Source organism: Streptomyces sp. NPDC050315 (assembly GCF_040655775.1).
Lineage (GTDB): Bacteria > Actinomycetota > Actinomycetes > Streptomycetales > Streptomycetaceae > Streptomyces.
In genome coordinates, this window is the sequence record NZ_JBFAKN010000004.1 from 153,730 (window position 1) to 172,138 (window position 18,409).

Annotated in this window: 21 protein-coding genes and 5 tRNA genes; 5 read left to right on the plus strand and 21 right to left on the minus strand. The window is 70.3% G+C overall.

Annotation, left to right across the window (positions count from 1 at the left end):
• Positions 1–4: 4 nt before the first annotated feature.
• A complete protein-coding gene (locus AB0I82_RS15980; RefSeq protein ID WP_363257859.1) occupies positions 5–1,675 on the minus strand; it encodes a DAK2 domain-containing protein in 1,671 nt (556 codons plus the stop codon).
• 233 nt (positions 1,676–1,908) lie between these two features.
• Here AB0I82_RS15980 and rpmB point away from each other — a divergent pair, with 233 nt between their 5' ends.
• Entirely contained in the window at positions 1,909–2,094 is a 186-nt protein-coding gene (gene rpmB / locus AB0I82_RS15985; protein WP_030267048.1) for a 50S ribosomal protein L28, read from the plus strand.
• Positions 2,095–2,216: 122 nt separating this feature from the next.
• Here rpmB and thiD read toward each other — a convergent pair whose 3' ends face one another.
• Positions 2,217–3,011 carry a bifunctional hydroxymethylpyrimidine kinase/phosphomethylpyrimidine kinase gene (gene thiD, locus AB0I82_RS15990; RefSeq protein WP_363257860.1) on the minus strand — a complete coding sequence of 265 codons (795 nt, stop codon included), beginning with the start codon at positions 3,009–3,011 and terminating at the stop codon, positions 2,217–2,219.
• Positions 3,012–3,060: 49 nt separating this feature from the next.
• Positions 3,061–4,029, minus strand: coding sequence for a thiamine-phosphate kinase (locus AB0I82_RS15995; protein ID WP_030267042.1), 969 nt, complete (start codon positions 4,027–4,029; stop codon positions 3,061–3,063).
• Between the two features lie 224 nt (positions 4,030–4,253).
• Here AB0I82_RS15995 and AB0I82_RS16000 point away from each other — a divergent pair, with 224 nt between their 5' ends.
• Complete coding sequence (locus tag AB0I82_RS16000; protein ID WP_030267036.1) at positions 4,254–4,487, plus strand: Lrp/AsnC ligand binding domain-containing protein; 234 nt, start codon at positions 4,254–4,256, stop codon at positions 4,485–4,487.
• An 8-nt stretch (positions 4,488–4,495) separates the two neighbouring features.
• Positions 4,496–4,999: a DUF3515 domain-containing protein gene (locus tag AB0I82_RS16005; RefSeq protein WP_363257861.1), complete on the plus strand. Its 504-nt coding sequence runs from the start codon at positions 4,496–4,498 to the stop codon at positions 4,997–4,999.
• A gap of 27 nt (positions 5,000–5,026) precedes the next feature.
• Here the strand turns inward: AB0I82_RS16005 and AB0I82_RS16010 are convergent, their stop codons facing one another.
• The 3 genes from AB0I82_RS16010 to AB0I82_RS16020 all read right to left on the minus strand — a co-directional run bounded on the left by AB0I82_RS16010 (position 5,027) and on the right by AB0I82_RS16020 (position 8,245).
• The gene (locus tag AB0I82_RS16010) at positions 5,027–6,163 is read right to left on the minus strand and encodes a D-alanine--D-alanine ligase family protein (RefSeq protein WP_363257862.1); all 1,137 of its coding nucleotides are present in this window, start codon (positions 6,161–6,163) and stop codon (positions 5,027–5,029) included.
• Positions 6,164–6,455: 292 nt separating this feature from the next.
• Positions 6,456–7,457, minus strand: coding sequence for an NAD(P)H-dependent glycerol-3-phosphate dehydrogenase (locus AB0I82_RS16015; RefSeq protein ID WP_363257863.1), 1,002 nt, complete (start codon positions 7,455–7,457; stop codon positions 6,456–6,458).
• Positions 7,454–8,245 carry a lysophospholipid acyltransferase family protein gene (locus AB0I82_RS16020; protein ID WP_363257864.1) on the minus strand — a complete coding sequence of 264 codons (792 nt, stop codon included), beginning with the start codon at positions 8,243–8,245 and terminating at the stop codon, positions 7,454–7,456. The genes AB0I82_RS16015 and AB0I82_RS16020 overlap by 4 nt, the downstream gene beginning before the upstream one ends.
• Before the next feature lie 140 nt (positions 8,246–8,385).
• On the opposite strand from AB0I82_RS16020, the gene cofC reads away from it, so the two are divergent.
• A complete protein-coding gene (gene cofC, locus AB0I82_RS16025; RefSeq protein WP_363257865.1) occupies positions 8,386–9,066 on the plus strand; it encodes a 2-phospho-L-lactate guanylyltransferase in 681 nt (226 codons plus the stop codon).
• Positions 9,067–9,095: 29 nt separating this feature from the next.
• On the opposite strand, the gene AB0I82_RS16030 is transcribed toward cofC, so the two are convergent.
• The 5 genes from AB0I82_RS16030 to leuC form a co-directional block, all read right to left on the minus strand.
• Positions 9,096–9,299: a hypothetical protein gene (locus tag AB0I82_RS16030; protein ID WP_363257866.1), complete on the minus strand. Its 204-nt coding sequence runs from the start codon at positions 9,297–9,299 to the stop codon at positions 9,096–9,098.
• Positions 9,300–9,391: 92 nt separating this feature from the next.
• Entirely contained in the window at positions 9,392–10,060 is a 669-nt protein-coding gene (locus tag AB0I82_RS16035) for an HU family DNA-binding protein (protein ID WP_363257867.1), read from the minus strand.
• Positions 10,061–10,185: 125 nt separating this feature from the next.
• Positions 10,186–10,431, minus strand: coding sequence for a hypothetical protein (locus AB0I82_RS16040; RefSeq protein ID WP_030267010.1), 246 nt, complete (start codon positions 10,429–10,431; stop codon positions 10,186–10,188).
• 136 nt (positions 10,432–10,567) lie between these two features.
• Complete coding sequence (leuD, locus tag AB0I82_RS16045) at positions 10,568–11,161, minus strand: 3-isopropylmalate dehydratase small subunit (RefSeq protein ID WP_363257868.1); 594 nt, start codon at positions 11,159–11,161, stop codon at positions 10,568–10,570.
• Between the two features lie 5 nt (positions 11,162–11,166).
• Positions 11,167–12,597 (minus strand): 3-isopropylmalate dehydratase large subunit, encoded by a 1,431-nt coding sequence (gene leuC, locus AB0I82_RS16050; protein WP_363257869.1) that lies wholly within the window; start codon positions 12,595–12,597, stop codon positions 11,167–11,169.
• Positions 12,598–12,770: 173 nt separating this feature from the next.
• On the opposite strand from leuC, the gene ndgR reads away from it, so the two are divergent.
• Positions 12,771–13,487 carry an IclR family transcriptional regulator NdgR gene (gene ndgR, locus AB0I82_RS16055; RefSeq protein WP_030257960.1) on the plus strand — a complete coding sequence of 239 codons (717 nt, stop codon included), beginning with the start codon at positions 12,771–12,773 and terminating at the stop codon, positions 13,485–13,487.
• Positions 13,488–13,653: 166 nt separating this feature from the next.
• On the opposite strand, the gene AB0I82_RS16060 is transcribed toward ndgR, so the two are convergent.
• From AB0I82_RS16060 to AB0I82_RS16105, 10 genes are all read right to left on the minus strand, one after another.
• A tRNA-Glu gene (locus tag AB0I82_RS16060) sits at positions 13,654–13,726 on the minus strand.
• Positions 13,727–13,774: 48 nt separating this feature from the next.
• Positions 13,775–13,846 (minus strand) — tRNA-Gln (locus AB0I82_RS16065).
• A 34-nt stretch (positions 13,847–13,880) separates the two neighbouring features.
• Positions 13,881–13,953, minus strand: a tRNA-Glu gene (locus tag AB0I82_RS16070).
• A gap of 64 nt (positions 13,954–14,017) precedes the next feature.
• A tRNA-Glu gene (locus AB0I82_RS16075) sits at positions 14,018–14,090 on the minus strand.
• A gap of 61 nt (positions 14,091–14,151) precedes the next feature.
• Positions 14,152–14,223: transfer RNA gene (locus AB0I82_RS16080), tRNA-Gln, on the minus strand.
• A gap of 85 nt (positions 14,224–14,308) precedes the next feature.
• Positions 14,309–15,031, minus strand: a complete 723-nt coding sequence (locus AB0I82_RS16085) for an HAD family hydrolase (protein ID WP_363257870.1) — start codon at positions 15,029–15,031, stop codon at positions 14,309–14,311.
• A 27-nt stretch (positions 15,032–15,058) separates the two neighbouring features.
• Positions 15,059–15,640 (minus strand): Uma2 family endonuclease, encoded by a 582-nt coding sequence (locus tag AB0I82_RS16090; protein ID WP_363257871.1) that lies wholly within the window; start codon positions 15,638–15,640, stop codon positions 15,059–15,061.
• Between the two features lie 153 nt (positions 15,641–15,793).
• Positions 15,794–17,299, minus strand: a complete 1,506-nt coding sequence (gltX, locus tag AB0I82_RS16095; protein ID WP_363257872.1) for a glutamate--tRNA ligase — start codon at positions 17,297–17,299, stop codon at positions 15,794–15,796.
• Positions 17,292–18,053, minus strand: a complete 762-nt coding sequence (locus AB0I82_RS16100; protein ID WP_363257873.1) for a fumarylacetoacetate hydrolase family protein — start codon at positions 18,051–18,053, stop codon at positions 17,292–17,294. The genes gltX and AB0I82_RS16100 overlap by 8 nt, the downstream gene beginning before the upstream one ends.
• 96 nt (positions 18,054–18,149) lie before the next feature.
• The gene (locus tag AB0I82_RS16105) at positions 18,150–18,335 is read right to left on the minus strand and encodes a hypothetical protein (RefSeq protein WP_363257874.1); all 186 of its coding nucleotides are present in this window, start codon (positions 18,333–18,335) and stop codon (positions 18,150–18,152) included.
• Positions 18,336–18,409: the final 74 nt, after the last annotated feature.

The following is an 18,409-nucleotide window of genomic DNA, read 5'->3' on the forward strand; positions in this document are numbered from 1 at the left end:
ACAGCTACTCCACACCGATCAGCAGCAGCGACGACTGCTGGCCCCCGGCGTACACCACCGTGTCCACGGCCAGATGGCGCTCGCGTACGTGGCGTTCGAGGCGGTCGGCGAGCGCCCGGGGGAAGCCTTCGCCGCACACGAGGGTGACCATCTCGCCGCCCGCCGAGAGCATCCGGTCCAGTACGTCGAGGGCGGTGGCCGCCGGGTCCGTACCGATCACCGCGACGTCGCCGTCCACCAGCCCCAGTACGTCCCCGGCCTGGCAGACCCCGGCCATGGTCCAGGACTGCCGCTCGGCGACCGTCAGCTCGCCGTACCGGGTGGCGCCCGCCGCCGAGGTCATCGCCACCACGTCCTCGTCGAACGTGCGGCCGGCCTCGTGGACGGCCAGCGCCGCGATGCCCTGGACCGCGGCCCGGGTGGGGATCACTGCGACGCGCACGCCTTCGGTACGGGCCTGGCCGGCCGCGGCGGCGGCCGTGTGCCGCAGGTCGGCGTCGTTCGGCAGCAGCACCACCTCGCGGGCGTGCGCCTGCCGGATCGCCTGGACCAGCTCGCCGCTGGCGGGCGGCTCCCCAGGGCGTACGGAGACCACGGTCGCGCCGGCCGCGGCGCACAGCCCGGCCAGCCCGTCTCCCGGTACCACCGCGACCACGGCCCGTTCCGCGCGCTCCGGAGCCGCGCCGCGGGCGGCCTCGGCGCCCGCGAAGTGCGTGATGCGGATCCGGTACGGGCGGCCCGCCTCGATGCCCGCCTCGACGGCCGCGCCCGCGTCGTCCACATGCACATGGACGTTCCACAGGCCGTCCCCGCCGACCACCACCAGGGAGTCGCCGAGCCCGTCGAGCCGGGTGCGCAGCCGGGCCACGGCCTCGTCGTCGGCCTCCAGGAGGTAGATCACCTCGAAGGCGGGGCCGTCGGCGGTGGCGTGCTCGTCGGCGCCGCAGCCGCCGGCCTCGGTGACGACCATGGCGGGGTCCGTGCCGCCCCTGGAGGCGGGGGCGCCCACGGCGATCCGTACGCCGCCGGCCGCTGCCGTGCGCTCCCCGGACAGCGCGTCCGCGAGCGCGCCCAGGACAGCGACCAGGCCGCAGCCGCCCGCGTCGACCACGCCCGCCCTGCCGAGAACCGCGAGCTGCCCCGGAGTGGCGTCCAGCGCCTTCCTGGCGCCCTCGTGGGCCGCGCGGGCCACCGCCACCACGTCACCGCCCAGCACGGCGCCCTCGGCGGCGTCGGCGGCCGCCGTCGCCACGGTGAGGACCGTGCCCTCCACGGGGTGCGCCACCGCCTCGTACGCCGATGCGGCCGCGCGCCGCAGGGCCGACGCGAGCTCCGGGGCGGGGCCGGATGCAGCCGGCGCCCCCGCCAGTACCTCCGTCATCCCCCGCAGCAGCTGCGCCAGGATCGTGCCGGAGTTGCCGCGGGCGCCGATGAGCGCGCCGTGGGCCATGGCGCGGACGGCGTCGGCGGGGCAGGGCGCCGTCCCGGAGGCGGCGTGCCCGTCGAAGGCGGCCTCCACGGCACGGGCCGCGGACTCCATGGTCAGGTAGAGGTTGGTGCCGGTGTCACCGTCGGCGACGGGGTAGACGTTGATCGCGTCGATCCGCTCGCGGTTCCGGCCGAGCGCCTCCAGGGCCAGCTCACACCATGCGCGTACCGCGGTGGCGTCGAGCACCGTGTGTCCTCCTCGGTCGGGGCAGTGCACCGCAGGGTAGCCGCGTACGGGACCGGTGCTCGGCCGGGGGCCCCGGGCGGTCATGGTAGTTTCGTAGGGCGGGAGCGGTCGTTGTATGCTGCTCCGGTTGCCCGATGCGAATCGGGCTTTTCCCTCCCGGCACCGCTTGTCGTTCAATGCACTCGGCGCGCTGGGAATTACCGTAAGTGCATCTGAAGTCTTTGGAGTGACCCGTGGCTGCCAACTGCGACGTCTGCGGCAAGGGGCCGGGCTTCGGCAAGAGCGTTTCTCACTCGCACCGCCGCACCAACCGTCGTTGGAACCCCAACATCCAGACGGTGCGCGCTGTGATCGGGCGCACGCCGAAGCGGCTCAACGTCTGCACCTCGTGCATCAAGGCCGGCAAGGTCGCGCGCTGACGTTACGTCGTGGCGCAGCCTGCCGGTTGCCTTGAAGCCGGTCCACCTCCGGGTGGGCCGGCTTTTCTGTTGCCCGCGGGCGCCCGCATCTCTGTACAGACGCCCCCGCGGGTCTCCAGGGCTCAGCGCAGCCGCCACCCGTGATCGACGGGCCCGATCCCGCCGCCCAGCCGGAAGCCGGCCGCGATCGCGCCCGTGACGTACTCCTTCGCCGCCGCCACGGCCTCCGGAACGGAGTCACCGTGCGCCAGCCGGGCGGCGATCGCACTGGCGAGCGTGCAGCCCGTGCCGTGCGTGTGCCGGTTGTCGTGGCGCGGGGCGCGCAGCCAGTACTCCTGATCACCGTCGGTGAGGAGATCCACCGCCTCGTCCGAGGACGCCAGGTGACCGCCCTTGATCAGCGCCCAGCGCGGACCATGGGCCAGGACCGCCGCGGCCGCCCGCCGCATATCGGCCTCTTCCCGGACCTCTACGCCCGTGAGCTGGGCCACCTCGTCGAGGTTGGGGGTGGCGACGGTCGCGGTCGGCAGCAGCTTCGTACGGACCGCGTCCAGGGCCGTGGCGGCGAGCAGCGAGTCGCCGTGCTTGGAGACGCCCACGGGGTCGATCACGACGGGCGCGGAGAGCTCCGCGAGCAGCCCGGCCACCGTCTCCACCAGCTCGGGCGAGGAGAGCATGCCGGTCTTGACCGCCTGGACGCCGATGTCGTCCACGACGCTGCGGAACTGGGCCCGTACCGCCTCGACCGGCAGCTCCCAGGCGCCCTGGACGCCCAGGGAGTTCTGCGCAGTGACGGCGGTCAGCACGCTCATGCCGTGCGTGCCGAGCGCCAGCATCGTCTTCAGGTCGGCCTGGATGCCGGCGCCGCCGCCGGAGTCGGAGCCTGCGACGGTCAGGACGCGGGGTGGTGTGTGCATGCCCCGAATCTAATCGACGGCCGATTCCGGCCGACCACGTCACCCAGTCCTAGCCGACCACGTCGTCGTCGCCGAAGTGGTCCCAGCCGCCCTTGGTCCAGGGCGCGCCGTCCACCGTCACCTGGGGCAGCGCGGAGGGGTTGAGGACCTCGCCGATGACCTTCCAGCGGGCGGGGAGCTTCACGTCCGGCGGGAAGGTCGCCACGATCGCGTGGTCCTCGCCGCCGGAGAGCACCCACTGCAGCGGGTCCACGCCGCACGCCGTACCGATGTCGGCCATCTGCGAGGGCACGTCGATCTTCTGGGACTGCAGGTCGATGCGGACCTTGCTGGCCTCGGCGATGTGCCCGAGGTCGGCGACCAGGCCGTCGCTGACGTCCGTCATGGCAGTGGCGCCGAGCCCGGCGGCCGCGGGTCCGGCGTGGTACGGCGGCTCCGGCCTGCGGTGCGCCTCCACGAAGGCGCGCGGGGAGCGGAAGCCGCGGGTGAGCACGGCGTGGCCCGCCGCCGACCAGCCGAGCCAGCCGGTGACCGCGACGACGTCGCCGGGCTGGGCGCCGCCCCGGGTGACCGGCTCGGCGTTGCGCAGGTCGCCGAGGGCGGTGATGGCGACGGTGATGATCTCGCCGCGTACGACGTCACCGCCGACCACGGCGGCGCCCGCCACCTGGCACTCGTCCCGCAGCCCGTCCATCAGCTCCGTCGCCCACGTGGCGGGGAGTTCGGCGGGGACGACGAGGCCGAGCAGGATGGCGGTGGGGACCGCGCCCATGGCGGCGATGTCGGCGAGGTTCTGGGCGGCGGCCTTGCGGCCGACGTCGTAGGCGGTGGACCAGTCGCGGCGGAAGTGCCGCCCTTCGAGGAGTACGTCCGTACTGGCCACGACCCGGCGGTCCGGCGCGGTGACCACGGCGGCGTCGTCGCCCGGTCCGATGCGTACGGCCGGGGTGGAGGTGAGCCGCGAGGTCAGCTCTCTGATGAGGCCGAACTCCCCCAACTCGCCGACGGTGCCCTTCATGCTGTTGCCCTTCCCATGCGTACGGACGTTCCGTACTCCACTGACGCGTCGCGCACGGCCTGCGCCGCCTTCCCGGACGGCCGCGCTCCGGGTGACGCGTTCCGCGCCGGCGGCCGCGAACTGTTCGCCGCGTCCGCCGCGCGGGTCTCCCCGCTCCGCTCGGCGACGCGGTACCGTGGCGTCCCTTCTTCCCACATGATCCTCGAAGCCGCCCTGGAGGTCCCGTGGTACAGGCGTACATCCTGATCCAGACCGAGGTCGGCAAGGCATCCGCGGTCGCCGAAGTCATCGCCAAACTGCCCGGCGTGATCCAGGCCGAGGACGTGACCGGTCCCTACGACGTGATCGTGCGTGCCCAGGCTGACACGGTCGATGATCTGGGCCGCATGGTGGTCGCCAAAGTCCAGCAAGTGGACGGCATCACGCGCACCCTGACCTGCCCGGTGGTTCATATCTAGTCCCCCGTATGCTCGGCCGGGTGAAATGCTCGCCAGGCCGGTCGCTCGCTCCGCCGCTGCTCGCCGTACTGATCGCGGTGGCGGGCTGTGCCCCGTCCGACGATTCGGCGAGCGTGGCGGTTCCCGCCCCGAAGGGGGAGCAGGCCCGGCTCTGCCGGGCGCTGCACGGGAAACTGCCCGACACCGTGGACGGTCTGAAGCGGCGGACCGCCGATCCCGTCTCCGACTTCACCGCCGTGTGGGGCGAGCCCGCCGTACAGCTGCGCTGCGGCGTGCCGGAGCCCGACGTGCTGAAGCCTGGTAATGAACATTACAACCCGCTGCAGGACGCCGCGGAAATCAACGGCGTCGAGTGGCTCTTCGAGAAGCAGGACGACGGCTATCGCTTCACGACCGTGCTGCGCCGCGCGAACGTCGAGGTGACGGTACCGGGGAAGTACGCGCCCGAGGTCGATGTACTCACCGACCTGGCGTCGGCCGTGAAGAAGACCGTGCCGGTCGGAGTCGTGTAGGCCCCGACCGGCCGCCGCCGCGAAGGGTCAGCGCAGGCCCGTGGAGCGCCGCAGCGCCGCCTGGATGAGCCGGTCCACCAGCTCGGCGTAGCTCACCCCGGACTCCTGCCACATCCGCGGGTACATCGAAATGGGCGTGAAGCCCGGCAGGGTGTTGATCTCGTTGATGACGAACTCGCCGTTGTCCTGCAGGAAGAAGTCGGCGCGCACCAGGCCCTCGCAGGACGCCGCCTCGAACGCCTCGACGGCCAGCTCCTGGACGCGCGCGGTCTGCTCCTCGGTGAGCGGCGCGGGCACCAGTCCGGTGGCGGAGTCGATGTACTTGGCCTCGAAGTCGTAGAAGTCGTGCGCGGTGACCGGCGGGATCTCGGCCGGGACGCTGGCCCGCGGGCCGTCCTCGAACTCCAGCACGCCGCACTCGATCTCCCGGCCGCTCAGCAGCGACTCGACCAGGATCTTCGGGTCGTGGGCGCGGGCCTCCTCGATGGCCTCGTCCAGCCCGGCGAGGTCGTCCACCTTGGAGATGCCCATGGAGGAGCCGGCCCGGGCGGGCTTCACGAACAGCGGCCAGCCGTGCTCGCCGGCGAAGTCCACGATCTTCTTGCGCGCCGCCGCGGGGTCCTGCTCCCACTCGCGGGGGCGGATGACCTCGTACGGACCGACCGGCAGCCCGAAGGAGGCGAAGACCCGCTTCATGTAGTCCTTGTCCTGGCCGACGGCCGAGGAGAGCACTCCCGAACCCACGTAGGGCACGCCGGACAGCTCCAGGAGGCCCTGGAGGGTGCCGTCCTCGCCGTACGGGCCGTGCAGGACGGGGAAGACCACGTCGACGTCGCCGAGCGCCTTGGGGACCTGCCCGGGCTCGCTGTAGACGACCTCACGGCTGGTGGGGTCGACCGGCAGGACCACGGCGCCGTCGGCGGACTCGGCGAGCTCCGCGACGCTCGGCAGCTTCCGGTCCGTGATGGCCATCCGCTCCGGCTCGTCGGCGGTCAGCGCCCAGCGGCCGTCCGTCGTGATGCCGATCGGCAGCACGTCGTACTTCTCGCGGTCGATGGCGCTCAGTACGGCGCCCGCGGTGACCACCGAGATGGCGTGCTCGGAGCTGCGCCCACCGAACACGACGGCGACGCGGGGCTTCTGGGAGGAGGTCTCGCTGCTCATATCGGACCGAGACTACCTGTTGGTACGGCGGATGCGAATGTCTTGGGGGGTGTGGGGCGTCTCTATGGGCCAAGTCCCCCGTGTTCCTGGCAGGGGCCCCTCCCTCTCCCCAGACCAGCGGGAGAACTTCCGTACCGTGGCCAAGGCCCCTCCCCCACCTCCACCACACAAGCCGCCCAGAAGCGGCCTGCCGCGAAGGTAGCGCCAACGACTCATCCCCGTCGGGCCCTGTGGACAACGGAGGCTTAACGACTCGGACCGCCGGCGCCTGTGGACAACCGGCACCCCCCGTTCAGTGCCGCTCCGGCTTGGCCGACCGCGACATCAACTCCTTCAGGGCCACCAGCGGCGGCTTGGCGTCGTGGACGATGCTCACCACCGTCTCGGTGATCGGCATCTCGACGCCGTGCCGGCGGGCCAGGTCCAGCACCGACTCGCAGGACTTCACGCCCTCCGCGGTCTGTTTGGTGACGGCGATGGTCTCCTCGAGGCTCATGCCGCGGCCGAGGTTCTGGCCGAAGGTGTTGTTCCGGGAGAGCGGCGAGGAGCACGTGGCGACCAGGTCGCCCATGCCCGCCAGCCCCGCGAACGTGGCCGGGTCGGCCCCCAGCGCGATCCCCAACCGCATGGTCTCGGCGAGGCCGCGGGTGATGAGCGACGCCTTGGCGTTGTCGCCCAGGCCCATGCCGCCCGCGATGCCCACCGCGAGGCCGATGACGTTCTTCACCGCGCCGCCCAGCTCCGCGCCCACCACGTCGGTGGTGGTGTACGGGCGGAAGTACGGGGTGTGGCACGCGGCCTGCAGGCGGGTGGCGACGGCCTCGTCGGTGCAGGCGACGACCGCGGCGGCGGGCTGCCGGGCGGCGATCTCCTTGGCGAGGTTCGGGCCGGTCAGCACGGCCACCCGCTCGGCGGGCACCTTGGCGACCTCTTCGATGACCTCGCTCATCCGCTTGGCCGTACCGAGCTCGATGCCCTTCATCAGGGACACCAGGACGGTGTCGGAGGGCAGCAGCGGCGCCCAGTCGGCGAGGTTGGTACGCAGCGTCTGGGACGGCACGGCGAGGACGGTGAACTCCGCGCCGGCGGCGGCCTCGGCGGGGTCCGCGGTGGCCCGTACGGTCTGCGGCAGCTCCACGCCCGGGAGGTAGTCGGGGTTGGTGCGGCCGGTGTTGATGGCCTCGGCGAGCTCGGCGCGGCGGCCCCACAGGGTCACCTCGCAGCCCGCGTCGGCCAGCACCATCGCGAATGCGGTGCCCCACGACCCCGTGCCGTAGACGGCGCAGCGCGTCACTTGCCTTCATCCTCCTGAGTGGCGCCGGGCTTCGCGTCCCGCCGCCGCATCTGCTGGTTCTTCCGGCGCTGTTCGGCGCGGGCCTTGCGGTGGTCGTACGGCTCGGCCGGCGCGGGTTCGTCGCGGACCTCGGCCAGGATGTCGGTCACCGAGGCCATGATGCGGTCGGTGACGGCGCGGAGCACCTCGGCGGTGGGTTCCTGGCCGTAGAACTCGGCCAGGTCGACGGGCGGGCCCGCCTTCACGCGCAGCGTCTTGCGCGGGAAGAGCCGGAGCTTCTTCTCCTTGGCGTACGGCGGCATCGCCTCGTTGGCGCCCCACTGGGCGACCGGGATGACGGGCGCCTTGGTGAGCAGCGCGACGCGGGCGGCGCCGGTCTTGCCCTGCATGGGCCACATGTCGGGGTCGCGGGTGAGGGTGCCCTCGGGGTAGAAGGCGACGCACTCGCCCCGGTTGATGGCGTCCACGGCGGCGCGGAACGCGGTGGCCGCGTCGGTGGATTCGCGGTAGACCGGGATCTGTCCCGTGCCGCGCATGATCGCGCCGACGAAGCCGCCCTTGAAGAGGCCGCTCTTGGCGAGGAATCGCGGGACGCGTCCGCTGTTGTACTGATAGTGCGCGTAGGAGAGCGGGTCGAGATACGAGTTGTGGTTGACCGCGGTGATGAATCCGCCCTCGGCGGGAATGTGCTCCATTCCCTGCCAGTCCCGCTTGAACAGCACCACGAGCGGCGGTTTTGCGATGACCGCCGCGAGGCGGTACCAGAAGCCGATTCTGTGGCGGGACACTCGGACACCCTCCTAATGGGACCTGCTGAGCTGCGGCGACCCGGCAGCCGCACAAGTGTCGCCCCCGGTACCCGGTCTGTCGAGGACACCGTATCCCCGCGCCCTGCTGCGGGCGGCGGCAGCGGGTGACAATGCTGCCGATGCGAGAAGAAGGAGCGGATGCGGTGTGGAGCCTGGTGGTGCCCCTGAAACCGCTGGTGCGGGCCAAGAGCAGGCTGTCCGCCGCGGCGGACGCCCGCTTCCGGCCCCGGCTGGCGCTGGCGTTCGCCCTGGACACGGTGGTCGCGGCGCTGGAATGCCCGGCAGTACGCGATGTGGCGGTTGTCACGGACGATCAGCAGGCCGGTGAGGCGCTCGCGGCCATCGGGGCGCGCATCGTGGCCGATGTACCGGCGGCGGGGCTGAATCCCGCGCTCGCGTACGGCGCGCACACGGTACGGGCGTACCGTCCCGGTGCCCCGGTGGCGGCGCTCAATGCGGATCTTCCGGCGCTGCGCCCGGCGGAACTGGAACGGGTGCTCTCCGCTGCCGCGCAATTCCCGCGCGCATTTCTCGCGGATGCGGCGGAAATAGGGACGACGCTGCTGTCCGCGGCGCCGGGGGCGGAATTGGCTCCGGCATTCGGCGGCGCTTCACGGGCCCGGCACGCGGCTTCCGGCGCTCAGGAGATCACCTTGTCCGACGTGCGGTCCGTACGGCAGGACGTGGACACTCCGGAGGATCTGCGGGCGGCGCTGGAATTGGGCGTGGGGGCGCGGACGGCCCGCCATACGGCGGCCATCTCGGCTGGAATAGCGGCGCTGGGCGCTCCGGGGGCCTGAGCGGGCCGCCGGGGCCTTGCGGGCGGCTCTCAGAACGTCTGGAGCGTGATGAGGGTGATGCGGCGGTCCTCGCCCTCGCCCGTCACGTCGATGCGGACGCGCTGGCCGGGCCGGAGCAGCCGCAGATCGCCGGCGTCGAAGGCGGCGGTGTCGAAGGGCAGCGGGGTGCCGTCGTCGAGCAGCACGCTGCCCGTGCGGCTGTCGGCGTCGTAGGTGTATGCGGTGGCCTGCATGGTCAGAGCCTATGCGGAGGGGGCCGGGCAACGCACCGCGGGCCGGGCTCCTCAGGGGAGCCCGGCCCGTCGCGAGGTTCGCCGCCGGAGGGTCAGCGCTTGCGGGCGGTGGTCTTCTTGGCGGTGGTCTTGCGGGCGGTGGCCTTCTTGGCCGGGGCCTTCTTCGCCGTGGTCTTCTTGGCCGGGGCGGTCTTCTTGGCGGTGGCCTTCTTCGCCGTGGTGGCCTTCTTGGCCGGCGTGGCCTTCTTGGCGGTGGTCTTCTTGGCCGGCGTGGCCTTCTTGGCGGTGGTGGCCTTCTTGGCGGCGGTCGTCTTCTTCGCCGGCGTCGCCTTCTTGGCCGTGGTCTTCTTCGCCGCCGTGGTCTTCTTCGCCGTGGCCTTCTTGGCGGTGGCCTTCTTGGTCGCGGCCTTGGCGGTGGTCTTGGTACCGCCCGAAAGGCTGCCCTTCGGGGCCTTCTTGACGGCCACGTCGTTCTTCGGGAGCTTCTTCGAGCCGCTGACCAGGTCCTTGAAGCCCTGTCCGGCGCGGAAACGCGGCACGGAGGTCTTCTTCACCCGCACCCGCTCACCCGTCTGCGGGTTACGGGCGTAACGGGCCGGGCGGTCGACCTTCTCGAACGAACCGAATCCGGTGACCGAAACGCGGTCGCCGCCGACCACGGCACGGACGATGGCGTCCAGGACCGCGTCGACCGCGTCCGCGGCGTTCTGACGTCCGCCGAGCTTGTCGGCAATGGCTTCTACGAGCTGCGCCTTGTTCACGTCTTCCCCTTCGGAGACATTGCTGGAACGTATGTGTTCAAGCTTTTTCGCACGTTAGGCAGATATATACCGCAAATCAAACACGAAACGGGCTAATCACCCTTGTGCCGCAACGAACTCGACCGTCACGGAGTTCCGTCGGCATCCACGTCTTCGGGATAACGCCCTTCGTCGAGGTCGTTCATGAAGCGCTCCAGACGCCGTGCCGCGCCGGCCAGATCGTGTTTTGCCGCAGCCGTGATGACGAGCAGCTTCCGGGTCAGCGCCATCCGTACGCCCTCCGGGACTTGCAGTGTCCGCACTCGTGTGTGTGCGGCCTTGAGACGGTCGGCGACGAGACCGTAGAGCTCCAGTTGGCCGTCGCGTTCCATGCGCTAATTGTGCCATCTGCGGTGAGTTGTCGCTTCACGGGGCCTCAACACGCCACTCAACAAGACGATGCGCCCCTTGCCAAGTAGCAAGGAGCGCATCGTATGCAAGATGTCTTTCAGCCAGAAAACCCCGAGGTCAGGCCACTACTGTACGCGGCTTGAAGGACGGCCTGTTCGCCTCGTACGCGGCGATGGAGTCTTCCTCCCGGAGGGTGAGGCTGATGTCGTCCAGGCCCTCCAGCAGCCGCCAACGGGCGTTCTCGTCCAGCTCGAATGCGGCCTTGATGCCCTCGGCACGTACCTCGCGGTTGACCAGGTCGACGGTCACCTCGGCGGTGGGGTCGGCCTCGGCCAGCTGCTGCAGCGCCTCCACGGTCTCCTGCGGCAGGACCACCGTCAGCAGGCCGTTCTTGAGGGAGTTGCCGCGGAAGATGTCGGCGAAACGCGAGGAGATGACGGCCTTGAAGCCGTAGTTCTGCAGGGCCCAGACGGCGTGCTCACGGGAGGAGCCGGTGCCGAAGTCGGGGCCGGCGACCAGGACGGTGGCGCCCTGGTACGCCTCCTGGTTCAGCACGAAGTCGGGCTGCTTGCGCCAGGCCTCGAAGAGGCCGTCCTCGAAGCCGTCCCGGGTGACCTTCTTCAGCCAGTGGGCGGGGATGATCTGGTCGGTGTCGACGTTGCTGCGGCGCAGCGGGACGGCCCGGCCGGTGTGGGTGGTGAAAGCTTCCATCGTTCTCAGACTCCAGCGGGCTGCGGGGCGGCGGCGTCGGACAGGTCGGCGGGCGAGGCCAGGTGGCCGAGAACCGCCGTTGCGGCGGCGACCTGGGGCGAGACCAGGTGGGTGCGGCCGCCCTTGCCCTGCCGGCCCTCGAAGTTGCGGTTCGAGGTGGAGGCGGAGCGCTCGCCGGGGGCCAGCTGGTCGGGGTTCATGCCCAGGCACATCGAGCAGCCCGCGTGCCGCCATTCGGCGCCGGCCGCGGTGAAGACCTTGTCCAGGCCCTCCTCGACGGCCTGCAGGGCGACGCGCACCGAGCCGGGGACGATGAGCATCCGTACGCCGTCGGCGACCTTGCGGCCCTCCAGGAGCGCGGCGGCCGAGCGCAGGTCCTCGATGCGGCCGTTGGTGCACGAACCTACGAAGACGGTGTCCACCTTGATGTCGCGCAGCGGCTGACCGGCCGTCAACCCCATGTACTCCAGGGCCTTTTCGGCGGCGTACCGCTCCGAAGCGTCCTCGTAGGAGGCCGGGTCGGGCACGTTCTCGGACAGCGGCGCGCCCTGGCCGGGGTTGGTGCCCCAGGTGACGAACGGCGCCAGCTCGGCGGCGTCGATGACGACCTCGTGGTCGAAGACCGCGTCGTCGTCGGTGCGCAGCGTCTTCCAGTACTCGACGGCCGCGTCCCAGTCGGCGCCCTTGGGGGCGTGGTCGCGACCCTCGAGGTAGTCGAAGGTGGTCTGGTCGGGGGCGATCATGCCGGCCCGGGCGCCCGCCTCGATGGACATGTTGCAGATGGTCATCCGGGCCTCCATCGAGAGCTTCTCGATGGCCGAGCCGCGGTACTCGATGACATAGCCCTGGCCGCCGCCGGTGCCGATCTTCGCGATGATGGCGAGGATCAGGTCCTTGGCCGTGACGCTCTCCGGCAGCTCGCCCTCGACGGTGACGGCCATCGTCCTGAAGGGCGACAGCGGCAGCGTCTGGGTGGCCAGCACGTGCTCGACCTGGCTGGTGCCGATGCCGAAGGCCAGCGCGCCGAACGCGCCGTGGGTGGAGGTGTGGGAGTCACCGCAGACCACGGTGGTACCCGGCTGGGTCAGCCCCAACTGCGGGCCCACGACGTGTACGACGCCCTGCTCGACATCGCCCAGCGGGTGCAGCCGCACCCCGAATTCCGCGGCGTTCTTGCGCAGCGTCTCCAGCTGGGTGCGCGAGACCGGGTCGGCGATCGGCTTGTCGATGTCGAGGGTGGGGGTGTTGTGGTCCTCGGTGGCGATGGTGAGGTCCGTCCGACGCACCCGGCGGCCGGCCTTGCGCAGGCCGTCGAACGCCTGCGGGCTGGTCACCTCGTGCAGCAGATGCAGATCGATGAAGAGGAGGTCGGGCTCGCCTTCCGCGCGCCGGACGACGTGGTCGTCCCAGACCTTCTCCGCGAGTGTCCGTCCCATCGCTGTCCCTCCGGCCGGCCGACTTCGCCGGCCCAACTCGTCTGATTGCGCGCCGCTCGTACCCCTCGTACCGGGCGGTACACGGGCCCCGGTCCAGGGCCTCGCTTCAAGAGTGGCGACTTCCGCAGAAAATTGAACTTGCGTTTCACACTGTGAGACGTGAGTATCGTTGCATGGACAACTCTAGCGGCGTCGGCGTTCTCGACAAGGCGGCTCTGGTATTGAGCGCTCTGGAGTCCGGTCCGGCCACCCTCGCCGGGCTGGTCGGAGCGACCGGGCTCGCGCGCCCCACGGCGCACCGGCTTGCGGTAGCACTGGAACACCACCGGATGGTGGCGAGGGACATGCAGGGCCGGTTCATCCTCGGACCGCGGCTGGCGGAGCTCGCCGCCGCGGCCGGTGAGGACCGGCTCCTGGCCACGGCGGGGCCGGTGCTCACGCACCTGCGCGACGTGACAGGCGAGAGCGCCCAGCTCTATCGCCGGCAGGGCGACATGCGGATCTGCGTGGCCGCGGCCGAGCGGCTCTCCGGCCTGCGGGACACCGTCCCGGTGGGCTCCACGCTCCCGATGAAGGCCGGCTCGGCCGCCCAGATCCTGATGGCCTGGGAAGAGCCTGAGCGGCTGCACAGGGGCCTTCAGGGGGCACGTTTCACCGCGACCGCGCTCTCGGGCGTACGACGCCGTGGCTGGGCCCAGTCGATCGGCGAGCGGGAGCCGGGCGTGGCCTCGGTCTCCGCGCCCGTACGCGGCCCGTCGAACCGCGTGGTCGCCTCCGTGTCGGTCTCCGGGCCGATCGAGCGGCTGACCCGCCACCCGGGCCGGATGCACGCCCAGGCCGTCATCGACGCGGCGGCCCGCCTCAGCGAGGCCCTGCGCCGTACGAGCTGATCCACCGGCCCCACGCCTGCCGTCGCCAACGCCGCCGGCGGCGGGCAGGGGGCCTTTCCGCTCTTTTCTTCTCTCGCTTTCTTTTTATCGTGACCGCCGCTTCGCCATGACGAAAGCGGGCGCACGAAAAAGGCCCTCCACCTGAGTGGAGGGCCTTTTCTCTGTGTACCCCCGACCGGATTCGAACCGGCGCTACCGCCTTGAGAGGGCGGCGTGCTAGGCCGCTACACAACGGGGGCTCACCTGCGGTTTGAGCAGGAAGTTTGCAGTCCACCTGCTCAACTGCGCTGGGCTACCAGGACTCGAACCTAGACTAAATGAACCAGAATCACTCGTGCTGCCAATTACACCATAGCCCATGGTGGTTGAGACCAATCCAGGATTGGTCACCAGTACCCCCGACCGGATTCGAACCGGCGCTACCGCCTTGAGAGGGCGGCGTGCTAGGCCGCTACACAACGGGGGCCCTAGCGATCCTCATCATCACCGCATCCGGGGGCGACCCGAAGGTGGTGGAGTGCAAGGATCTGTACCCCCGACCGGATTCGAACCGGCGCTACCGCCTTGAGAGGGCGGCGTGCTAGGCCGCTACACAACGGGGGCTGGCACTGCGATCAAGAGACTGTACTCCGAGAAGCGATACTTCCGAAGAGACGATCTCTTGCTGGGCTACCAGGACTCGAACCTAGACTAACTGAACCAGAATCAGTCGTGCTGCCAATTACACCATAGCCCACCAAAACGCAACCCCTTGCGGGATTTTGTTCGGCTTGCGCTTCCCGCCGGGCCTGTCGGCCCTCTCGGGCGGCGCAGAAAGAACATTACCCGAAGGTGTCCGGCGCTCCAAAACGGGTATCGCCGCGCAGCAGGCCGGGCAGCTGGTTCAGGCCGGTGATCCGGATCAGCTCCGGCCGGCCGCCCAGTCCCCGGCGGTCCAGCCAGATGCCCGTGAGGCCCGCGGCCACGGCGCCACCGGCGTCGATGTCGGGCTGGTCCCCCACGTACGCCACCTCCGCGGGCGGCAGCCCCAGGGCCTCACAGGCGGCGTGGAAGGCCCCGGCAGCGGGCTTGGCGACCCCCAGCTCCGCCGCGCACACCAGCGCCTCGAAACGGTCCCGTACGCCCAGAACCCGCAGCTTGCGGTCCTGATTGCGAACGGAGGAGTTCGAGAGCACCGCGTGCCGGTACTCCGCCGCGAGCAGCTCCAGCACCGGCAAGGTGTCCGGGAAGAGTGCCCAGGCGGCCTCGTAATGCGCGAGGTACCGCCCGAACCACCCGTCGGCGTCCTCGTCGCTCATCGAGTCGCTGCCGAGGAAGTCCCGCACCCGGTCCCGCCGCTGCGCCTCGAAGGTGATCCCCCCGGCCTCGAACCGCCGCCAGTGGAGCGTGGTGAGCTCCTTCCAACGGGCAAGGGCCTGCTCGACGGACGGATATCCCTCGCTCAGGCCCTCGGCGAGAAGATGCGCCTGCATCCCCGCAAGATCGGCGCTCGCATAATCGAAGATCGTGTCATCGACGTCCCACAGGACCGCGCGTATGCCCATACCGCGCACGCTACCGGCCCACCGCCCTCAGGAGACCCAGTTCTTCAGGGGTTCGGTGTCGAGGGAGATGCCCACGGGGTCGGAGAGAGTGATCTCCTTGCCGAAGGGGACGATGGCCACCCGCTCGTAACGCGCGCCATCCGGCTCGGAGAAGACCGTGACCTCGCAGCTGTCCCGGTCGATGAGCAGGTAGACGGGGATGCCGGTCTCGGCATAGGCGCGGGGCTTGTCGATGCGGTCGCGACGGTGAGTATCCGAATCGTAGGAGGTCACCTCGACGACCATCAGGGCCGGCTCGGGATCGGCCCAGTCGCCGGCCTCCAGGAATGCGTCGTTCGGCGCAAGGACGCCATCAGGAATGGCATAGCCGGTGCGGTATGCCTCCACCTTCAACCCCTGACTGTGCATGAACAGCTCAGGCCGCTCCTGCAGGCAGCGGCGCAGGAGCCACTGCATGATCCTTCCGTGCGCCCCGTCCGTCACCGCTTTGACCCCCAGCTGCCCATTGATGAACTCAAGACGCAGCCCCTCGGTGGTTCGAGCGGCGGCCCGGGCCAGCTCCTCGAATTCGCCCGGCAGCATGTGCGGCCGATCGGCAGTCACCGACATGTTCGCCCTTCTCCTCGCGTCACCCTCAGTGTTCCGCGTCATGTCCGGCACCGCCCCTGCGTAGACGTTCCTGCACCCTCAGTCATACACGAAAGAGGGGCGGCGACCGATGTGGTCGCCGCCCCTCTCGGAGACGAGGTATCTCCGAACGCGTTACTCCGCGAGCTTCTTCAGTGCCGCGTCGATGCGGGCGAGGGTGCGGGCCTTGCCCAGGATTTCCAGGGACTCGAAGAGGGGGAGGCCGACCGTGCGGCCCGTCACCGCGACGCGGACCGGGGCCTGGGCCTTGCCGAGTTTGAGGCCGTGGGTCTCGCCGGCGGTCAGGACGGCCTGCTTGAGGGACTCGGGGTCGGACCAGTCCGCGGACTCCAGGTTGGCGCGGGCCGTGGTGAGGAGGGCCACCGGGTCGCCCTTGCCCATCGCCTTGGTCCAGGAGGCCTCGTCGAAGACCGGCTCCTTCAGGAACAGGAAGTCGACGTTGTCGGTGATCTCGGAGAGGACCTTCAGGCGGCTCTGGGCGTGCGGGGCGATCGCGTCGAAGAGGGACTGGTCGAAGTCGGCCTCGTCCCACGGCGCGAAGGGGGCGCGCAGCCAGGGGGCGCAGCGCTCGGTGAAGTCCTTCACGTCCAGCTGCCGGATGTGGTCGGCGTTGATCGCCTCGCACTTCTTGAGGTCGAAGCGCGCCGGGTTGGCGTTCACGTCCTCGATCTCGAACTTCGCCACCATGTCGGCGACGGAGAAGATGTCCTGGTCCTCGGAGAAGGACCAGCCGAGGAGGGAGAGGTAGTTGAGGAGGCCCTCCGGCAGGAAGCCGCGCTCGCGGTAAAGGTTGAGCGAGGACTGCGGGTCGCGCTTGGAGAGCTTCTTGTTGCCCTCGCCCATGACGTACGGGAGGTGGCCGAAGGCGGGGATCTGCTTGGCGATGCCGAGCTCGATCAGGGCCTTGTACAGGGCGATCTGGCGCGGGGTGGAGGAGAGCAGGTCCTCGCCGCGGAGGATGTGGGTGATCTCCATCAGCGCGTCGTCGACCGGGTTGACGAGCGTGTACAGCGGTGCGCCGTTGGCGCGGAGGATGCCGTAGTCGGTCACGTTCTCCGGCTGGAAGGTCAGCTCGCCGCGGACCAGGTCGGTGAAGGTGATCGTCTCGTCGGGCATCCGGAAGCGGACGATGGAGGTGCGGCCCTCGGCCTCGTACGCGGCCTTCTGCTCGGCGGAAACCTCGCGGCACTTGCCGTCGTACCCGGAGGGCTTGCCGGCCTTGCGGGCGGCCTCGCGGCGCTCGTCCAGCTCCTCGGCGGTGCAGTAGCAGTGGTAGGCGTAGCCGCCGTCCAGCAGCTTGCGCGCGATGTCCTGGTAGATGTCCATGCGCTGCGACTGGCGGTACGGGGCGTGCGGGCCGCCCTGGCCCTTGCCGCTGTCGTCGAACGCCGCGGGGCCCTCGTCCCAGTCGAAGCCCAGCCAGCGCATGGCGTCCAGGAGCTGGTCGTAGGACTCCTCGGAGTCGCGGGCGGCGTCGGTGTCCTCCACGCGGAAGACGAACGTGCCGCCGTGGTGCCGGGCGTACGCCCAGTTGAAGAGGGCGGTGCGGACCAGGCCCACGTGGGGGTTGCCGGTCGGCGAGGGACAGAAACGTACGCGGACGGGGGTCGCGTTAGCCACGCTTGATCACCTTGTTGGTGAGAGTGCCGATGCCTTCGATGGTGACGGCGACCTCGTCGCCGACATTGAGCGGGCCGACCCCCGCGGGGGTGCCCGTGAGGACGACGTCGCCGGGGAGCAGCGTCATCGCCTCGGTGAGGTGGACGATCAGGTCCTCGATCGAGCGGACCATCTCGCTCGTGCGGCCCAGCTGGCGTTGTTCGCCGTTGACCGTGCACTGGATGGTCAGATCGCTCGGGTCCAGCTCGGTCTCGATCCAGGGGCCGAGCGGGCAGGAGCTGTCGAAGCCCTTGGCCCGGGCCCACTGCGCCTCGCGCCGCTGGACGTCGCGCGCGGTGATGTCGTTGGCGCAGGTGTAGCCGAGGATGACGTCCTTCACGCGCTCGCGGGGGACCTCGCGGCACATGCGGCCGATGACGACGGCGAGCTCGGCCTCGTGGTGCACCTCCTGCGAGAAGGAGGGGTACACGACGGGGTCGCCGGGGCCCACCACCGAGGTGGAGGGCTTGAAGAAGGCGACCGGCACGTCGTCGACCTCGTGGCCGAGCTCCTTGGCGTGCTCGGCGTAGTTGCGGCCGATGGCCACGACCTTGTTCGGGAGGACGGGCGGCAGCAGCCGCACCTTGTCCAGGGGGACCTTCTGGCCCGAGCGCTCGAACTCGGCGAAGGGGTGTCCCTTGATGACGTCGAGGTCATTGCCCTCGACGACGCCGAAGCCGACGTTGCCGTCGATGGAAAATCTGGCGATGCGCACGGAAGCCGCTGCCCCTCTTGATCTCTTGCCGGGAGTGGACACCCCAGGCTATCGCGGGAGCAGCGCCCGTCCTCTGTCCTTTTTGTGCGACGCGTCCTACTCGGGCGCGTCCATCAGGACGGTGCGGCGGGGGTTGGCGGTCTGGGTGGGCAGCTCGACGGCGTGCTCCGGCTGTGCGGCGTCCTGGACCGGTGCGGCCTGCAGTTCCTCGGCGTCCTTCAGGTGCATCAGGGTCGTGCGCCGCGGGTTGGCTATGGAGCGGAACATCATCGTCGTCTTCACTGCGGAATGCCTCGCGTATCTCGCGTGTGGTGGTCACTGCCCGTGCAGGTGCCGCTGGGCGATTGCGGCACCTG

Bases quoted from the DNA above. Each gene is read 5' to 3' on its own strand.
- AB0I82_RS16010 (WP_363257862.1), bottom strand. From the start codon at position 6,163: ATGAGCAGCGAGACCTCCTCCCAGAAGCCCCGCGTCGCCGTCGTGTTC.
- AB0I82_RS16005 (WP_363257861.1), top strand. From the start codon at position 4,496: ATGCTCGGCCGGGTGAAATGCTCGCCAGGCCGGTCGCTCGCTCCGCCG.
- AB0I82_RS16030 (WP_363257866.1), bottom strand. From the start codon at position 9,299: ATGCAGGCCACCGCATACACCTACGACGCCGACAGCCGCACGGGCAGC.
- cofC (WP_363257865.1), top strand. From the start codon at position 8,386: ATGCGAGAAGAAGGAGCGGATGCGGTGTGGAGCCTGGTGGTGCCCCTG.
- AB0I82_RS16040 (WP_030267010.1), bottom strand. From the start codon at position 10,431: ATGGAACGCGACGGCCAACTGGAGCTCTACGGTCTCGTCGCCGACCGT.
- leuC (WP_363257869.1), bottom strand. From the start codon at position 12,597: ATGGGACGGACACTCGCGGAGAAGGTCTGGGACGACCACGTCGTCCGG.
- leuD (WP_363257868.1), bottom strand. From the start codon at position 11,161: ATGGAAGCTTTCACCACCCACACCGGCCGGGCCGTCCCGCTGCGCCGC.
- thiD (WP_363257860.1), bottom strand. From the start codon at position 3,011: ATGCACACACCACCCCGCGTCCTGACCGTCGCAGGCTCCGACTCCGGC.
- AB0I82_RS16090 (WP_363257871.1), bottom strand. From the start codon at position 15,640: ATGTCGGTGACTGCCGATCGGCCGCACATGCTGCCGGGCGAATTCGAG.
- ndgR (WP_030257960.1), top strand. From the start codon at position 12,771: ATGGACAACTCTAGCGGCGTCGGCGTTCTCGACAAGGCGGCTCTGGTA.
- AB0I82_RS15995 (WP_030267042.1), bottom strand. From the start codon at position 4,029: ATGAAGGGCACCGTCGGCGAGTTGGGGGAGTTCGGCCTCATCAGAGAG.
- AB0I82_RS16085 (WP_363257870.1), bottom strand. From the start codon at position 15,031: ATGGGCATACGCGCGGTCCTGTGGGACGTCGATGACACGATCTTCGAT.